Here is a 16,532-nt window from a genome sequence, read left to right as displayed (position 1 = left end):
TAAGTAATGCATATAAAAAACCTCATTTCAAAAACTATACTCTATATTTATGAGATTACTTTCGTATATATAATTCAGATAAAAAATTTCATATTTTTGAAAGAAAAAAATCATCGATGAGATAAAATAAAAGCCATCACAATTATATGATGGCTTTAACGTACTATTTTTTACTTTTACAATTATTTAACATTTAACTCGTTCTTTAAATCTACGTATATTTGATTTACTCCTTTAAACCAACTTTTATCTTCAGAATACTTTATATTTATCCATTTGAATGCATCCTCATCTGTAGGCCTATCTTTACACAAATTTATTAATGTCACGCATGCTATCTTGCTAGAATCTCTAATATCTGTGTTATAATTTTTCCAGCTTGTATACACATTAAAAGGATTATTTGCTATTTTCTTAGCATCAACTTCATCCTTAGGTACAAAATTTTGCTCTTGGCCTGAAACAGCAAATAATATTAAAGGATTCAAGTTATACTCCTTAGATACTGTTATTACAGTTGTAAAATACGGTTCTTCAGCTAATAAAGAATTTTTTCTAATCAGAAATTCCTTTAACTTATCTTTATTAATATTACTATATTTAAAATCTTCTGGTAGATTAGATTCTTTCCATAAATCTGATTTTATCTCTGAGTCTACATCTTTATTATCAATACTATTTCCTATACTTGTATTTTCTAAATGTACTTTTATTCTTCTACTATTGATATTATATATACTTATGATTCCTATCGTAATTATTGTAATAGTTAAGAATGAAAGCAATATCTTTTTTTGAATAAGTATATTAATTATATTTTTATTAGCTATTCTTATATCCTGTGCACTATTATAAGCAACTTCACTTAATGATTTATTCTTTAATAAATTATCACTTATTCCCTTTTGTAACGCAATTTCATGAGCATTATTGTTCTTATCGAATAGCTCTAACTCTGCTTTAGAATTATCATTTTTTATATGTAAACTTGTCCATCTCACAAGTGCGCTAATATAATTTTCTGACTTTCCTTCAAGGGATATGTAAATGTTAAATATATCTGCTAAAGATGTAGTATCTGCTTCCCCAGATATAGTATTTCTTAACACTTGTATCTTAATTTCGTGCTTATATTCAGTTTCAAGTCCTTCTATGCTTTTATCTAGGACTTGATGAACTGCTCTATTTAAAACATCTAACTTTTCTTTTTTTGTATAGTCTACATACTTTTTTTCTATGTATTCTTTTAATTTAAGTATATCTTGCCGGTCTATAACTTTTTTAGCCCCTAATTCCTTCATTACATTTTCCATGATAAACTCCTATGTACCCCTGTATAAAAGTAATTATACCATAATCTCTCATAAAGCCTTTCATTAAATAACAAAAATCCACTATACTAATTTGCATAGTGGATTTATTATTTTATTCTTATCTATCTAATAACTTTCCCTATTTTTAATATACTTTAAAAAAATTGAATGCTCAACTTTTTCACAAGGTAAAACCTTAATAAAGTGAGAAGAATATACAAAATTCTTGCCAATATATGCTTCTATAGTGTAATATCCTGGTGGAATATTTTCTATAATATATTTTCCATCTCTATCGGAATTTGTTCTACATACTGGATACTCGTGATCATTCCCAAAGTATAGCAGAATAGTTACATTGGGTACTATTTGATTATACCTATCAAGATAAGTTATTCCAATAATCTTACCTGAATAATCCTTCTTTTCTTCCCCAAGTATGAGACTTAAATTCTGTGAATTAAATTGAAATGGCTTAGAAACAACACTTTGTTCTTGATCAAGATCTTGTATATTCTTTTGGTGACTTTCTTGGCTACTTAAGCTTGCTTCTTTATCATTTACGACTTCAACTTCAACCTCTTCTTTATCTGGTATATTATCTTTATTCATATTTCACCTCCTAAGCTAAGTTCTTAAAACTATTAGACTTAAACTTAAGATTCTAAATATATTATAAACATATTTAGATTAAATTCTTTTAATTGTTAAAAACATAGTGGAGAAAATCTCCACTATGTCTACTTTAAAAGGCTTTACTTATTACCACTTAGGTCCATCTTTTTTCTTATCTTTTTTTATTTCTATATCTACGTCAGTTCGTCTTTCTATTTCTGATTCAGCTCCTGCTGCTGCTCCTGATTTAGCTCCTGCTGCTGCTCCTGATTTTGATCCTGCTAATGCTCCTGATTCAGCTTCAGTATCTGCATCATTCTTAGAAGTTTGTCCTTGATTTTGACTTTGAGTTATATGATTATGATTAATCTGTTCATTATATTGTTTTTGTTTGTGGAATTCTCTTTCTACATCTACATTCCTATTTGCAGATAGTGCTAATGCTCCTGCTTCAGCTTCTGCCTTAGCTTTAGCTTCTGCTTCTGCCTTTGAGAATGCTAATGCAAATGCTGCTGAAAATGCTAGTGCAAATGCTTTAGGGTCTATGCTTGTTCCCATATAACCTAATATAGAACTAGTTACTTCATCTCTAATTTTATTTACATCTACTGCCATATCCCATCTCTCCCTATAATTTTATTTGATAAACTTCTTGTTTATCTAATTTATAGTATGCATTTATGTAATTTTGCGTTACATAAAAAATCTATTTTTTTCATAATACAGTTATTTGCTTTACTGGATGGAAATTACACGAAACTTATGTAACTAAGTTTTATGTTGCCATTTGTTGACATCTACTAAAAAAGTCGTGCAAATTACAATTTTTTTGCGCGACTTTTATTTCTATTATAAACTTATATTTATGCATCAAAAAATCAACCTTTAAATCTTTTTATTACTAAGAAAACACTCTATTAACCAAAGCTTCTATAATTCTTCTTTATTAGTTTTAATATATAAGAAATAAAAAAATGATACGATATGCTAGCTATAAAAATAACAATAATTAATAATATAAATCCCAAATTGTGTACTACCTTATAATTATCAAATATTTCATAGAAAAAAATATGTATCATATATAGCTCAAAAGAGCATACTCCGATTGCCTCAAAACATTTAAGAATGAACTTCATTTTTAATTTTTCTAGTATACCGAATATAAATGATAATATAAAAATTAATATTGGTGTGATAAAAACAAAAGGATACCACCACAATCCATATTTCCATAAATAATCTGCTTTATAAGTTATAAAATAATATAAACTTATTAAACCAATTATATTTAGTGTTAGCGAAATTATGGATTTATTTAAACTTATTTGTTTTCCCTTTGTATAATTATGTGCAAAATACATTCCTATTACAAATATGGGCAATCTGGATATAGCTATCAGATTAAAATTACCAAAAAAACAAATGCAACTAATAAAAAATACAATAACCATTTTAAACATGCTTTTATATGATTTTTTGCTTTTACTAATTATTAAATATAGAATAGGAGATATTAAATAGAATAAAAATATATCTTGTACATACCAATTAAATTGATTTTGTAAATTAATCCAGTAACCGAACATAAATATATTACCTAAAGCTTCTCTAATACTTATTCCGCCATTAAAGAACTTTTTATAAATTATCCATGTTGAAATAAATGGCATGTAGTATGGCAATATTCTTTTTATTCTTCTTTCGTAAAAATTAAGTACGTTTTCTCTATTTTTTTCAAGAGACAAATATAATCCAAATCCAGATAAGAAAATAAATATATCTACCCCACCGTATCCAATTTTTTTTATAAATGAAATTACATTATTAGTATAAGATATTTTCGCATGAAAAAGCATAACCCAAAGAATTGCTATACCCATAAGCTTATTTCTATATTTACTTATAACTGAATATTGAATCATTTATAATTGCATTCCTTTCTAATTAAAACACTCAAATTAGCTATAAACCATATAAGTAGTTTAATTGATAATTTATTTAAAAATATATATCTGAAAACTCAACGTTAATAGCATTAATCAATCTATTGTCTGCATCTAAGAAAATTTCTATTTCCTTTTCAGTTATCTCTTCTTTAATAGGTATAGTTACCATAAATGTACTTCCTATATTCACTTCACTATCTACCCTTATTTTTCCTTCTAATATTTCAGTCAATAGTTTTACGATGGTTAATCCTATACCACTGCCCTCTGCCTGCCTTGAAAGATTACTATCGACTTGTCCGAATCTTTCAAAAATCATCTCATACTTTTCTTTTGGAATTCCTATACCTGTATCACTAACCGAAATATCTAAGGTTTTATCTCTTGTATTCTCCTTAACCTTAACAGTTATACTTCCACCTTCATTTGTAAATTTAATTGCATTTGATAAGAGATTTAGTACTATACGCTCATATTTCTCATCATCAATTGCAGTCCTGCTGCTATGTACATTAGTTTCAAAACATAAGTTAATCTTTTTCTGCCCAGCATATTCCTTTACTGATTCAACAATTGATTTAGTTAAGAACACAATATCAACATTTCTCATATTTAATTTATATTGTTCTGAATGTAATCTAGTTATATCTAATAAGTTATTTACAAGTCTTAGTTGCCTAAATGTATTTCTTTTTATACTGGTAATAAGATTCCTTACTTGTTTAGGAATTAACTTAATATATACATGCTCAATTAATTGTATAGCTGAATAAATTACATTTATTGGTGTCTTAAATTCATGAGTAATAGTAGTAATAAATTCATCCTTCATAATAAGATCTTTTTCAAGAAGTTCTCTTTGCTTTCTTTCTGCCATATATAATAATTCCTGTTGCTTATTAATTTTACGATTTTGTTTTCTAAGTAATAGTTCGCGCTCTATTGCATTAACAACAGTAGTTAATGTAGTTAAGAAAAACGGGTTGTGAAGTATCACTGCGGTCATTATACATATGCTTCCTAACAAGTTATCATCGTCCGAATAATGAAATGGTACCCCATAACAAGCTGTGCCATGTAAAAATGTGTGATAGTGATTACTTCCTATTAGTTGTATTGGTTGATTTTGTTCAAGAGTTAAGCTAACAACATTTGTACCCATATCCTCTTGGGTAAATTGTATACCAGGTTTAATTCCTAGCTCTGTCATAGTTCCTTTTATAGCTTCATCACCTAATGTTTCTAATAAATAACCATTTTCATCAGAAACAGCCACTAATATAGGCGTACTTTTTTCCAATGATTTAATTATCTTCTCACTAAAAAATGTTACAACCTCTAGTATTTCTTTATAATCTTCTTTCTTCCAAGCTAGTTCTTCTTCTGTCATAACACTTTTAGGCATCCTAGGTTCATTAGGATCCATGCCTAATTCTTTACACTTATTTTTTGATTCACATATATAACTAGCTTCTTCTACACTTGTATGTTGCAACATATATTTTTCGTACCTCCTGAAAACCAAAATCAATTACGAACCAATATTAGGATACTATTTCAATAGCTAATCGTCAAATAAGTTCCTAAGAAAATTCACTAGTAATTTGTGTAATTAAATATGAATTTAATAATTATAAATAAAAAATACACCTTTTTTTATTTAAGCTTTGTTTATAATGGCTAAATCTTAAAAAGTCAATTTACATATTATGTAATTTATGGTAAATTTATTAAGTAATGTGTTTAGACTTTACAATATAAATTAACAAATTAAAAAAAGGGGGTAATTTATTTTGCTAAAATCAAAAATCATCGGATTAGTGACAGCTGCAGTAGTAACTTTAAGTACAACAGGTACTCTAAACATTAAACAATTTACATCAAATACAGTACCTCAAGATTCTGAAGCTATAGCAAGCATAGAGAAAGATGGTGACCTAGCTATAGCTAATGATGATAAATTATTAGCTATGCTAAAGAAAAATGGAACAATTCCAAGTAATGCAACCACTGAAGAGGCGAATAAAATTCTTAAGGCTTATTTATCTAAAAAAGAAGCTACATCTAACAATAATCCTTCACAATTAGATTCTAAATCACTTCAGGGCTTAAAGACCTATGGAAAAGATGCAATTAAAAATGGAAAATTGCAAAAGACTTCTGATAAAAAGAAAAAGAAAAATGATCCTCAAACTTCCTGGGATGGAAGTGTTACTAAAGATAAGGCTCTTGTTCTATTAATAGAATTTCCTGATTTACCTCATAATACATTAACTTCTAAGGATACTGATATGTATTATAAAGATTATAGCAAAGCACATTATCAAGACATGATATTTGGAAGTAATGGATATGCTGGTCCTAATGGTGAAAATTTTGTTTCTTTAAAACAATATTATGATCAACAGTCTGGTAAGAGTTATGATATTGAAGGAAATGTTTATGGTTGGTACAAAGCTAGTCAACCAGCAGCTTATTATGGTGCAGATAGTGCAACTAGCAATAATGTAAAAATTCGTGATCTTATAAAAGAGGCCTTAGTTGATGCTTCTAAAGATGCAAATCTTGATGATTACGACTTAAAAGACCCTTATGACTTAGATGGAGATGGAGATCTTAATGAGCCCGATGGTATAATTGATCATCTAATGGTAATTCACTCTGGTATGGGACAAGAAGCTGGTGGTGGAGCTTTGGGTGATAATGCAATATGGTCACACAGTTCAAAAGTTTATGATATAGTTAACGGCTCTGCTGTTCCATTTAAAATTCCTGGTACAGATATGTCAGCTTATCCTTATACAACAATGCCTGAAGATGGAGCTGCCGGTGTATTTTGTCATGAATTTGGTCATGATTTAGGTCTTCCTGATGAATATGACATAAATTATTCTGGAAAAGGTGAACCAATAGGCTATTGGTCTATTATGTCTAGTGGTAGTTGGGCAGGAAAAGTACCTGGAACCGAACCTGTAGGTTTCAGCCCATATGCAAAACAATATTTCCAAAAAACCTATGGTGGAAATTGGGCTCATGGAAATTTAGTTGATTTATCAGAGCTTACTACTAAAGGTAAGGAATATACTTTAGATGCTTCTAGTATAAAGGCTGAGAATAATGATTTTGTTAAAGTTTCGCTTCCAAAGAAGGCTACAACAATCACAACTCCTTACAGTGGAAGCTACCTATACTTTAGTGGAAAAGGAAATGATTTAAATAATTCTATGACAACTAGTATAGACCTAACAAATGCAACAACTGCTGATTTTAACTTTAAGACTTGGTATGATATTGAACAGGATTGGGATTATGGCTCTATCTTAGTACAAGAAGATGGCACCAATACTTGGACAAGCATTCCTGGAAATATCACTACAACTACTAATCCAAATGAACAAAACCCTGGAAATGGTATTACAGGTAATTCTAATGGATGGATTGATGCAAACTTTAGTCTCAATCAATACGCTGGCAAAAAGATAAAATTAAAAATAAATTATTGGACTGATGTTGCTGCAGAAATGGCAGGGTTCTATATAGATGATATAACTCTTAATGTTAATGGAAATGTATCATTCTTTGATAATGCTGAAGGGACTTCTAACTTTACATTTGATGGTTTCAGTAAAAATGATGGTAAAAAACTAACAGACCAATACTATTTACTTGAATTAAGAAACTACTCAGGGGTTGACAAAGGTCTTCAGGATATTAAACGTGGATTAAGCCTTATGAATTATGAACCTGGACTATTAGTTTGGTATGCTGATGAATTATATAGTGATAATATAGTTGCAGACCATCCTGGTCATGGATTCTTAGGCGTTGTAGATGCTGACCAAAAAATATTAAAATGGAGTGACGGTTCTATTGCAGAAACACGATATCAAGTGCATGATGCTACCTTCTCAACAAACAAAGATCCAAAAATGCTTATAGATTATAGTACTCCTGGAGAACCTCTTACTCTAAGAGATGATTCAGATTCAAAACATCCAGATTTCTTGGATAAAGACACCTATATTACTAAAGAAAACCCTGATTCAGGTCTTCTATTACCTCAGTTTGGAATTAAAGTGAATGTAATTGATCAAACTGATGACAGCCGTAAAGCAAATATAGTTGTTAAATTAAGATAATCTTTTTAATTCAAAATAGCTTGGATAGATTATCCAAGCTATTTTTTCTACATATTATTTATTAAGTAACTTTTATTTTTTTATATATAATATATAATAGTAACATATAGGGTTTTAAGTTCAACTATTAACTTACTCATGCCTGAAAATGTCCAGAAACCGACATTTTCAAACAAGAATAAGTTAAGTTTCCTATCAAAAACCCTATAACATATATTAGGGGGAATTTTCTATGAATAATTTACTTACAGAAGAAAATATGAAGAAATTAAGAGATGAATTAGAATATAGAATGACAGTAAAAAGAGCTGAAATAGCTAAAGAAAAATTAGTAGCTGCTGCTCATGGTGATAGATCTGAAAATGCAGAATACAAAGAAGCTTGCAGAAATTACAGAGAAAATGATAATAGAATCCAATATTTAATGACTATGATTTCAACTGCAACAATAATCGATGATAATGGTATTGATAAATCGGTCCTAGGAATTAATAGCAAAGCTAGAATAAAATTTGTAGACGATGATGATGAAGAAATCATAACATTAGTAACTACTATGGACTTAGATCCTGAGAACATGCTAATAAGTATTGAATCTGATTTAGGCAAAGCTTTAACTGGCCATAAAGTTCAAGATATAGTTGAAGTGAATGCTCCAGGAGGAAGCTATACAGTAGAGGTATTAGAAATACTATCCTAAATAAAAGATGACTAATGAATCCTAAACATTAGTCATCTTTTCATATATCTATTTCCCACTTATTATAATTTTTATAAACTTATAAATAAAACCATTTTTAATATTTATATCAACAACAATACCATCCGGATTAATAATTCTAAATACATATACTGTTATAAATAATGCTACTCCAATTGCTATTAAAATAACAAAAATCTTTTTTGATATCTTATCTCTAAATAGAAATAACGGAAGATAGATTGGAGGTAAAAAAATAACGGATGGTAGTAAAATGCTCCTTTAAAATCTAAATGAATAACTCTAATCCAGGCTCTAGTCATTCCACATCCTGCACATGAAATACCTGTTAAAAATTTGATAGGACAGCCAATTCCTACTACTCTTAAAATAGCATACAGTAGGGTTACAGGTAGTCCAATTTTAATTAATTCATTTATCTTTAAATTTTTCATGTGATTCTATCCATCCATAATCTAAGTTATATTTTTCTCGAACATTATATCTTATAATAACTCTTTCTACAATATTATCTACTTTATTTCAACGTTTTAAATTCATATCCTTTATTTTTTAAATCTGTAATTATGTATTGAAGTACATCTGCTGTACTCTTCTTTCCATATGTATCATGCATTAGTATAACTACTTTTTCTTGTCCATTAAAAGTTTCACTATATCTACTAATATATTGCTCTTTTGTTCTAGTAATTCCTTCTGCATCTCCTATAAGAGCATTCCAATCTATATATTTATACCCTTTCTTATCTAACTCTTCGTCTAATTTCTCTACACCTTTCCAGGATGCATGTCCACCCGGAAATCTTATTACTCTACTTTGATATTCTTCCCCTAATACATCTTTTAGTACTTTATTATTTTTTTCTATTTCTTCCACGAATGCTTGTACATTGACAATTCCACTTGGATAAAGCTTTGTATAATTGTGAGAATATGTATGATTTGCTATAGCATGTCCTAGATTATAAATGTCTTTAAGTATTCTTTTAGTATTTTCATTTTCTTCTACTTGCTTTCCTATTACAAAAAAAGTTGCCTTAACATTATTCTGCTTTAGTATATTTAGAATTGTTGGGGTAACGGTGGTAGATGGTCCATCGTCGAAAGTTAAAAAAGCAATTTTCTCACCATCATTAATTTTTGTATTTTTTGATAAGTAATCTTGTATTTTTGCAGCATCATAACTATTTGAATCTTGCTTTACTTCACTTTTAATTTCATTATTAGATAAACCTATATCATTTTCTAAATTTTTATTATCACTAATTTCCGATTTTTTACTTGATGCCAATGCTTGTACTTGTTTTGTTTTTAATTGCTTGTTTTGTTTATATAAAATAAAACATAATATACTAAGAATTATTATGAGTAGACTAATAAAAAATTGTCTTAGTCGTCTTCTCTTTTTTCTTTTTCTATAAATCTTTTGTTTCTTAATCAAAGAATCACCTTCCAATCTATTAAATTTACGAGGCAAATATCATTTTAAATTTTAATTATCTTCATAAAAAAACATCTCCTTATTATGAATTAATCATAATTAGGAGATGTTTTTTATTTGTACATTAATTGTATATTAGTTGTATCTAATTAATGTCATTTTAGTATATATTTCTTTAAAGTGTGATAGCAGTTTCTAATGCAACTTCTATCATTCTAGTAAAAGTATTTTGTCTTTCTTCTGCTGAAGTTTCCTCACTTGTTACTAAAGAATCACTTACAGTTAATAACGCTAATGCATCTACGTTATGCTTTGCTGCAATTGTATAAAGAGCTGCTGCTTCCATTTCTACTGCTAAGCATCCAAAATTAGCCCACTTCTTCCAAGCTTCTGGATTATCATTATAAAAAGTATCCGTACTAAACACGTTTCCTACTTTTGGATCAAACCCTTTTTCTACAGCTATGTCATATGACTTTTTTAGTAATTTAAAGCTAGCTGTTGGGGCATAATTCATACCATTAAATCTATCTCTATTAATATTAGAATCAGTAGATGCTGCCATTGCAATTACTAAATCTCTTACCTTAACCTCTTCTTTATATGAGCCACAAGTTCCAACTCTGATTAGATTTTTAACACCATAACTTTGAATTAATTCATTAGCATATATAGAAATTGATGGTATACCCATACCTGTTCCTTGAACAGAAACTTTCTTTCCTTTATATGTTCCTGTATAACCATACATTCCTCTTACTTCGTTATAGCATATTACATCTTCTAAAAAGTTTTCTGCTATAAATTTAGCTCTTAAAGGATCTCCTGGCAATAATATAGTTTCTGCTATTTGACCTTCTTTTGCATTAATGTGTACACTCATTTTTATTCCTCCAAATTTTTATTTAGATTGACTTAATTAAAGATTTCCGAAATCGCTTTCACTTTAATCTTAAAAATATCTACGTTAAATTCTCTTGAGGAAGTTCTGTTTATAAAACACCTTTTGAACTCCTAACTGAATTTTACCATCTAATAGCTTAAATGCCAATACCATTATTTTTGAAAATCATGCTTAGAATGCTATTGAATATTTACTATTAATATAACATGACATAGCGTTGTCATATTATATTATGTATACTTGTATATGAGGTGATTGATAAAATGCAGATTAGTAGATTATTTCAAATAATATATATACTGTTAGAAAAGAAATCCATAACTGCCAGGGAATTAGCTGAGCATTTTGAAGTTTCCGTACGAACAATTTATAGAGATATTGATGCACTATCTGAAGCTGGAATACCCGTTTATTCAACTCAAGGCAAAGGTGGTGGAATTTCACTTATTGATAACTATGTATTGAATAAATCTCTACTATCCCAATTAGAACAAGATAAAATTCTTATAGCTCTTCAAAGCTTATCTGCTACTGGCTATCCTGAACTCAATGATACCCTCTCCAAGTTAAGCAGCTTCTTTAATAAAAGCAATATCAATTGGATTGAAGTAGATTTCTCTAATTGGGGAAATTATGAGAAGCAGAAAGACATTTTTAATCTCCTAAAAAGTTCAATACTTGAAAAGAGAGTAATTAACTTTTCTTACTTTAACTCTATAGGAGAAAAAAGCAATCGAAATGTTGAACCTTTTAAGTTACTTTTCAAAGATAAAGCCTGGTATCTTATAGGATATTGCCTTGAAAAAAATTCAGTTAGAACTTTTAAAATAATACGTATGGCTGATGTCTTTATTACAGAAAAATCTTGTACCCACACAGATTCACAGGAACTTTCACATAAATCTGCTGGGGATTTTCATACCAAGAATATTAACATTAATTTGAAATTTTCCTCTGAAGGAGCTTACCGTGTATATGATGAATTTCAAGAAAAAGAAATTATAAAAAATGAAGATGGTTCTTATACTGTAATTAGTCAAATGCCAGAAGGTGAATGGCTTTATAACTATCTCTTATCTTTTGGTACTATGTTAGAAGTAATAGAAACCCAAAATATACGAGATGAAATGACCAGGCGTCTCAATATACTAATCTCTAAATATATTTATTAAACTTGACCCATTGTAGTCAGGTTTAATTTTTTATACTTAGTTAGTAATATAAATAAACTGAGTAAAGGAGATTTAATTATGAATGATTTCTCACAATTTGATATTAGTAAAGAACTTATTGGAAAACGTGTGCTTGTAACAGGAGGAACTAAAGGCATAGGCAGAGCTATTGTTAATCGTTTGGTAAATGCAGGTGCAGCTGTAATCACCACTGCAAGAACTATGCCTGAAGATCTCCCTAGAACTATAGGATTTATTCAAGCAGATGTAAGCACAAAGGAAGGATCTGAAAAAATCATTAAAGAAACTTTAGAGAGATTTAGTGGGCTAGATATTTTAGTAAATAATGTAGGTGGATCTTCCTCTTCAACTGAGGGTGCTCTATCATTAAGCGATGAAGATTGGCTTCAAACCTTTAATCAAAATCTATTTTCCTCAGTACGTCTAGACCGTGGATTTTTACCATCTATGATTGAAGAGCAAAAAGGAGTTATAATTCATATCTCATCCATTCAGCGTAAACTTCCTGGCAAGATGACTATGGCCTATTCAGCTGCAAAGGCTGCATTAACTAACTACAGTAAAAACTTAGCTACACAGTTTGGCTCAGATGGAGTGCGTATAAATACAGTTGCTCCTGGTTTTACAGAAACAAAAGCCGCTGAACGCCTTATTGAAAGAATGGCTGAAAATTCTAAAAGTGATTATATTAGTGCTCGCCAAGAATTAATGGATTCTCTTGGTGGTATACCACTTGGTCGCCCTGCAAAACCTGAAGAAGTAGCTGAACTTGTTGCTTTCTTAGTATCAGATAGAGCTTCATATATTACTGGATGTGAACATATTATTGATGGAGGAATAATAAGAACCATTTAACATTTCATTATTAAATATTATAGGAGGTAAATATGGTTGTTAATAATTTATTATTAAAACTAAAGACTAGTGAGGAAGATACCATTAGGAGAACTCAAGAAGTACTTTTAAGTATGAAAAGGAAAATAGACGTTCTAATTGATATACAGGTAGAAGTAAATATCCGCCCTGGACAAAGTAACTATGATTTAATTCTTATTACTAAATTCGAATCTTTAGAAGCTCTTGATGTATATCTATCTCATCCAGCACATCTTGAGGTTGCTAAATTTATCGGAAGTGTTTTAGATACCCAAGCATCTGTATGCTATAAAGTATAGCCATTTTAACATATTAAAAACCTAAGAAAATCCATCATTATGATTTTCTTAGGCTCTATTAGGAATTAAATAAATACTAATCTTAAATTCTATTATCGATACCTAAAAACTCCTCTTCACTTAAAAATTTTATGCTATGCCCTTTTGCATTCAAATCCGTTGCTTTTTTGAGTTTATTACTCATTTCCTCTCTTCGCATATCTTTTATATTTTTCATATTTGTTACTAATACTGTTGTCTTTTTTGTAACAGAACTTCCAGTACTCCCTCCTAGTTTTCTAACCCAGCTCATGGCTTCATCTCTAGACATAGAAGATAGCTTTCCTGTAAACACTACTACTTCATTTTTATATGCGTCTAATTGTAATCTATCCAATACATTATCTTTTTTAAGATAATTGATTCTATTAGAAGTTTTAGCTACCCTACCTTTAGTTGAAGATGGCTTATATATATCCCCTTCTACTTTTCCAATTGATACTCCTATTAGTGTAGATATTTCATTAATATCTGTACATTCTAATTCTTCCGATATGTTAAGTAGTATATTACTACAAGCAAGAGCATCATATAGCGCATCATGGTGCTTAAACTCATATCCCAAAAAATTATTTACAGTATTAAGCCTTGCATTTTCTATGCTTTTATAAAAGTTCCTAGCAAGCTTCATTGTACAAATGTAATCAAAACTAGGAAGCTCTATATTATAAAGTTCTGCACACTTTCTTAGAACTGATATATCAAAAGATGCATTATGTGCTATAACTAAACTGTCATGAAAATAATGTTTAATTTTTTCCCATACTTCATCAAATTCAGGTTCATTTTCAACCATTCCTGGTCTTATTCCATGAATCCCAATATTAATAGGCATAAACCTCATTTCCATAGGTTTTATTAAGTGATGTATTCTTTCTACTACATGTCCATTTTCCACTACAGCAATACCAATGGAGCATGCACTACTTCTTTTTTCATTTGCAGTTTCAAAATCTATTGCTATAAAATTCATTTCTTTTCTCCATATTTTATATAATTGATAGTATTAATTTTTTATTACTTTACTTATTATAATAATAATTTCTCTCTTTTGCATTACAATATTTATTAATAATAAAAAAAGTATTGACAAAAGATATGAAATCAGTTTAAAATTAATCCAAGAAAAAGCGATGATGGAGAGAAGTAAAAAAAATATTCACCAACAGTGAACTGGGGATGGTGTGAACCCAGTGGCAGAGTTTTTTTGAATAACACTCCGTAGCTGCAAACTGAAATATCAATAAACTATTCTTAGAATATTTTTGATAAAGTAGGCGCGCCGTAATCCATGCGTTATTTGGGCACCAGTAGTAGCTGGTAAGAGAGACCAAAATGGTAATTTAGGTGGCACCGCGGATAAGCGTCAATTCGTCCTATTATTTATAAGACGATTTGACGCTATTTTTATATACGTAGGAGGGCTATTTATATGTGTACAATTATGTGTTATACAGGAACAGACATGAAACATGAAAAATTTGCTGAGGCTTTACAGAGAACTGAACTAAGAGGACCAGATATGACAGAAATACTTACTTTACCTTCTGGTATTTTAGGATTTCAAAGACTTGCTATTATGGATTTAAGTTTTAGTGGAATGCAACCATTCACAAGAAAAAGAGATGCATCTATCTGTAATGGAGAAATTTATGGATTCCGTAAATTGAAAGAAGAACTAATAGCAAAGGGTCACAAGTTTATTTCTGATAGTGATTGCGAAATATTACTTCCAATGTACCTAGAATATGGATTAGATATGTTTGCAAAACTAGATGCAGAATACGCAGCTGTTATATACGATGGGGAAAAGGATACTTTTATTGCAGCAAGAGATCCAATTGGAATTCGACCTCTATTCTATGGCTATTCTGAATCGGGTAAAATCATGTTTGCAAGCGAGGCAAAAAATTTAGTAGGTCTTACTGATAAAATTATGCCATTCCCACCAGGACACTATTATGCGGATGGTCAATTTACTTGCTACTCTGATATAGCAAAAGTAGAAGGAGATTACTGCACTGATGATTTAGAAGTTATTTGCAAAGGAATCCATGACAGATTGGTAGCAGCTGTAGAAAAACGTATGGATGCTGATGCTTCTGTAGGATTCTTGTTAAGCGGTGGACTAGACAGTTCATTAGTATGTTCAATTGCTCAAAAAATGTACCCTGAAAAACCAATTAAAACTTTTGCTATAGGAATGGCAGAAGATGCTATTGACTTAAAATACGCAAAGGAAGTTGCAGATTATATTGGTAGTGATCATACCGTTGTTTATATGACAAAAGAAGAAGTTCTTGAATCACTTGATGAAGTTATTAAAATTCTAGGAACTTTCGACATTACAACAATAAGAGCTAGTATGGGAATGTATTTAATTTGTAAGAAAATACATGAAATTTCCGATGTAAGAGTTCTATTAACTGGAGAAATTTCTGATGAATTATTTGGATATAAATATACTGATTTTGCGCCAAGCGCAGCTGAATTCCAAAAGGAATCTCAAAAGAGAATTAGAGAACTATTTATGTATGATGTACTTCGTGCTGATCGTTGCATCGCTTCAAATTCTTTAGAAGCAAGAGTACCATTTGGTGATTTAGATTTTGTAAAATATGTTATGGCTATAGATCCTGAAAAGAAATTAAACACATACAACATGGGAAAATATCTTTTAAGACATGCTTTTGAAGGTGATTATCTTCCAAACAATATTTTATATCGTGAAAAAGCTGCATTTAGTGATGCTGTAGGACACTCTATGGTAGACTATTTAAAAGAATATGCAGAAGCACAATATAGTGATAGAGAATTTGAAAGTAAATGTGAAGAATATAAATATCATGCTGCTCCATTTACAAAAGAATCATTACTTTATAGAGAAATCTTTGAAAAATACTATCCAGGACAAGCAAAAATGATTGTTGACTACTGGATGCCAAACAAAGAATGGGAAGGCTGTAATGTTAATGATCCAAGTGCTAGAGTATTATCAAACTATGGTGACAGTGGAAAGTAATTTAAATAAAACCCAGGATAA

At 29.7% G+C, this 16,532-nt stretch carries 15 protein-coding genes and 1 other annotated feature; of the genes, 6 read left to right on the top strand and 9 right to left on the bottom strand.

Features of this window, described 5'->3' with window-relative positions; translation table 11 throughout:
- Window positions 1–182 precede the first annotated feature (182 nt).
- The 5 genes from L1S47_RS20065 to L1S47_RS20045 form a co-directional block, all read right to left on the bottom strand.
- On the bottom strand, window positions 183–1,313 hold the full coding sequence (locus L1S47_RS20065; RefSeq protein WP_238886790.1) for a hypothetical protein: 1,131 nt from the start codon (window positions 1,311–1,313) through the stop codon (window positions 183–185).
- A gap of 126 nt (window positions 1,314–1,439) precedes the next feature.
- Window positions 1,440–1,925 carry a carboxypeptidase-like regulatory domain-containing protein gene (locus L1S47_RS20060; protein WP_238886788.1) on the bottom strand — a complete coding sequence of 162 codons (486 nt, stop codon included), beginning with the start codon at window positions 1,923–1,925 and terminating at the stop codon, window positions 1,440–1,442.
- Window positions 1,926–2,075: 150 nt separating this feature from the next.
- Window positions 2,076–2,543 carry a hypothetical protein gene (locus tag L1S47_RS20055; protein ID WP_238886786.1) on the bottom strand — a complete coding sequence of 156 codons (468 nt, stop codon included), beginning with the start codon at window positions 2,541–2,543 and terminating at the stop codon, window positions 2,076–2,078.
- 302 nt (window positions 2,544–2,845) lie between these two features.
- Window positions 2,846–3,853, bottom strand: coding sequence for an acyltransferase (locus tag L1S47_RS20050; RefSeq protein WP_238886784.1), 1,008 nt, complete (start codon window positions 3,851–3,853; stop codon window positions 2,846–2,848).
- 76 nt (window positions 3,854–3,929) lie between these two features.
- Entirely contained in the window at window positions 3,930–5,375 is a 1,446-nt protein-coding gene (locus L1S47_RS20045) for an ATP-binding protein (protein ID WP_238886782.1), read from the bottom strand.
- 295 nt (window positions 5,376–5,670) lie between these two features.
- On the opposite strand from L1S47_RS20045, the gene L1S47_RS20040 reads away from it, so the two are divergent.
- The gene (locus tag L1S47_RS20040) at window positions 5,671–8,016 is read left to right on the top strand and encodes an immune inhibitor A domain-containing protein (RefSeq protein WP_238886778.1); all 2,346 of its coding nucleotides are present in this window, start codon (window positions 5,671–5,673) and stop codon (window positions 8,014–8,016) included.
- A 232-nt stretch (window positions 8,017–8,248) separates the two neighbouring features.
- The gene (greA, locus tag L1S47_RS20035; protein WP_238886776.1) at window positions 8,249–8,716 is read left to right on the top strand and encodes a transcription elongation factor GreA; all 468 of its coding nucleotides are present in this window, start codon (window positions 8,249–8,251) and stop codon (window positions 8,714–8,716) included.
- 182 nt (window positions 8,717–8,898) lie between these two features.
- Here the strand turns inward: greA and L1S47_RS20785 are convergent, their stop codons facing one another.
- From L1S47_RS20785 to deoD, 3 genes are all read right to left on the bottom strand, one after another.
- Window positions 8,899–9,171: a DUF2752 domain-containing protein gene (locus L1S47_RS20785; protein ID WP_373689128.1), complete on the bottom strand. Its 273-nt coding sequence runs from the start codon at window positions 9,169–9,171 to the stop codon at window positions 8,899–8,901.
- A gap of 83 nt (window positions 9,172–9,254) precedes the next feature.
- Complete coding sequence (locus tag L1S47_RS20030) at window positions 9,255–10,178, bottom strand: polysaccharide deacetylase family protein (RefSeq protein WP_238886775.1); 924 nt, start codon at window positions 10,176–10,178, stop codon at window positions 9,255–9,257.
- 175 nt (window positions 10,179–10,353) lie between these two features.
- Window positions 10,354–11,061, bottom strand: coding sequence for a purine-nucleoside phosphorylase (gene deoD, locus L1S47_RS20025; protein ID WP_238886774.1), 708 nt, complete (start codon window positions 11,059–11,061; stop codon window positions 10,354–10,356).
- Window positions 11,062–11,345: 284 nt separating this feature from the next.
- Here deoD and L1S47_RS20020 point away from each other — a divergent pair, with 284 nt between their 5' ends.
- The 3 genes from L1S47_RS20020 to L1S47_RS20010 all read left to right on the top strand — a co-directional run bounded on the left by L1S47_RS20020 (window position 11,346) and on the right by L1S47_RS20010 (window position 13,450).
- Entirely contained in the window at window positions 11,346–12,254 is a 909-nt protein-coding gene (locus tag L1S47_RS20020) for a YafY family protein (protein WP_238886773.1), read from the top strand.
- Window positions 12,255–12,332: 78 nt separating this feature from the next.
- A complete protein-coding gene (locus tag L1S47_RS20015) occupies window positions 12,333–13,130 on the top strand; it encodes an SDR family oxidoreductase (protein WP_238886772.1) in 798 nt (265 codons plus the stop codon).
- A gap of 32 nt (window positions 13,131–13,162) precedes the next feature.
- Window positions 13,163–13,450, top strand: coding sequence for a Dabb family protein (locus L1S47_RS20010; protein ID WP_238886771.1), 288 nt, complete (start codon window positions 13,163–13,165; stop codon window positions 13,448–13,450).
- Window positions 13,451–13,532: 82 nt separating this feature from the next.
- Here the strand turns inward: L1S47_RS20010 and L1S47_RS20005 are convergent, their stop codons facing one another.
- Window positions 13,533–14,462 carry an exonuclease domain-containing protein gene (locus L1S47_RS20005; RefSeq protein WP_238886770.1) on the bottom strand — a complete coding sequence of 310 codons (930 nt, stop codon included), beginning with the start codon at window positions 14,460–14,462 and terminating at the stop codon, window positions 13,533–13,535.
- A gap of 151 nt (window positions 14,463–14,613) precedes the next feature.
- Window positions 14,614–14,871, top strand: a binding site (T-box leader).
- A gap of 50 nt (window positions 14,872–14,921) precedes the next feature.
- Here L1S47_RS20005 and asnB point away from each other — a divergent pair.
- Window positions 14,922–16,511: an asparagine synthase B gene (asnB, locus tag L1S47_RS20000; protein ID WP_238886768.1), complete on the top strand. Its 1,590-nt coding sequence runs from the start codon at window positions 14,922–14,924 to the stop codon at window positions 16,509–16,511.
- Window positions 16,512–16,532 lie beyond the last annotated feature (21 nt).

Source organism: Clostridium sp. YIM B02551 (assembly GCF_022324735.1).
GTDB lineage: Bacteria > Bacillota > Clostridia > Clostridiales > Clostridiaceae > Clostridium_T > Clostridium_T paridis.
This window is presented reverse-complemented; position numbering and strand designations above follow the sequence as displayed.

Excerpts from the sequence above, each read along its gene's own strand:
- L1S47_RS20065 (WP_238886790.1), bottom strand. The coding sequence starts at position 1,313 with ATGGAAAATGTAATGAAGGAATTAGGGGCTAAAAAAGTTATAGACCGG.
- L1S47_RS20060 (WP_238886788.1), bottom strand. The coding sequence starts at position 1,925 with ATGAATAAAGATAATATACCAGATAAAGAAGAGGTTGAAGTTGAAGTC.
- L1S47_RS20055 (WP_238886786.1), bottom strand. The coding sequence starts at position 2,543 with ATGGCAGTAGATGTAAATAAAATTAGAGATGAAGTAACTAGTTCTATA.
- L1S47_RS20050 (WP_238886784.1), bottom strand. The coding sequence starts at position 3,853 with ATGATTCAATATTCAGTTATAAGTAAATATAGAAATAAGCTTATGGGT.
- L1S47_RS20045 (WP_238886782.1), bottom strand. The coding sequence starts at position 5,375 with ATGTTGCAACATACAAGTGTAGAAGAAGCTAGTTATATATGTGAATCA.
- greA (WP_238886776.1), top strand. The coding sequence starts at position 8,249 with ATGAATAATTTACTTACAGAAGAAAATATGAAGAAATTAAGAGATGAA.
- L1S47_RS20785 (WP_373689128.1), bottom strand. The coding sequence starts at position 9,171 with ATGAAAAATTTAAAGATAAATGAATTAATTAAAATTGGACTACCTGTA.
- deoD (WP_238886774.1), bottom strand. The coding sequence starts at position 11,061 with ATGAGTGTACACATTAATGCAAAAGAAGGTCAAATAGCAGAAACTATA.
- L1S47_RS20020 (WP_238886773.1), top strand. The coding sequence starts at position 11,346 with ATGCAGATTAGTAGATTATTTCAAATAATATATATACTGTTAGAAAAG.
- L1S47_RS20015 (WP_238886772.1), top strand. The coding sequence starts at position 12,333 with ATGAATGATTTCTCACAATTTGATATTAGTAAAGAACTTATTGGAAAA.
- L1S47_RS20010 (WP_238886771.1), top strand. The coding sequence starts at position 13,163 with ATGGTTGTTAATAATTTATTATTAAAACTAAAGACTAGTGAGGAAGAT.
- L1S47_RS20005 (WP_238886770.1), bottom strand. The coding sequence starts at position 14,462 with ATGAATTTTATAGCAATAGATTTTGAAACTGCAAATGAAAAAAGAAGT.
- asnB (WP_238886768.1), top strand. The coding sequence starts at position 14,922 with ATGTGTACAATTATGTGTTATACAGGAACAGACATGAAACATGAAAAA.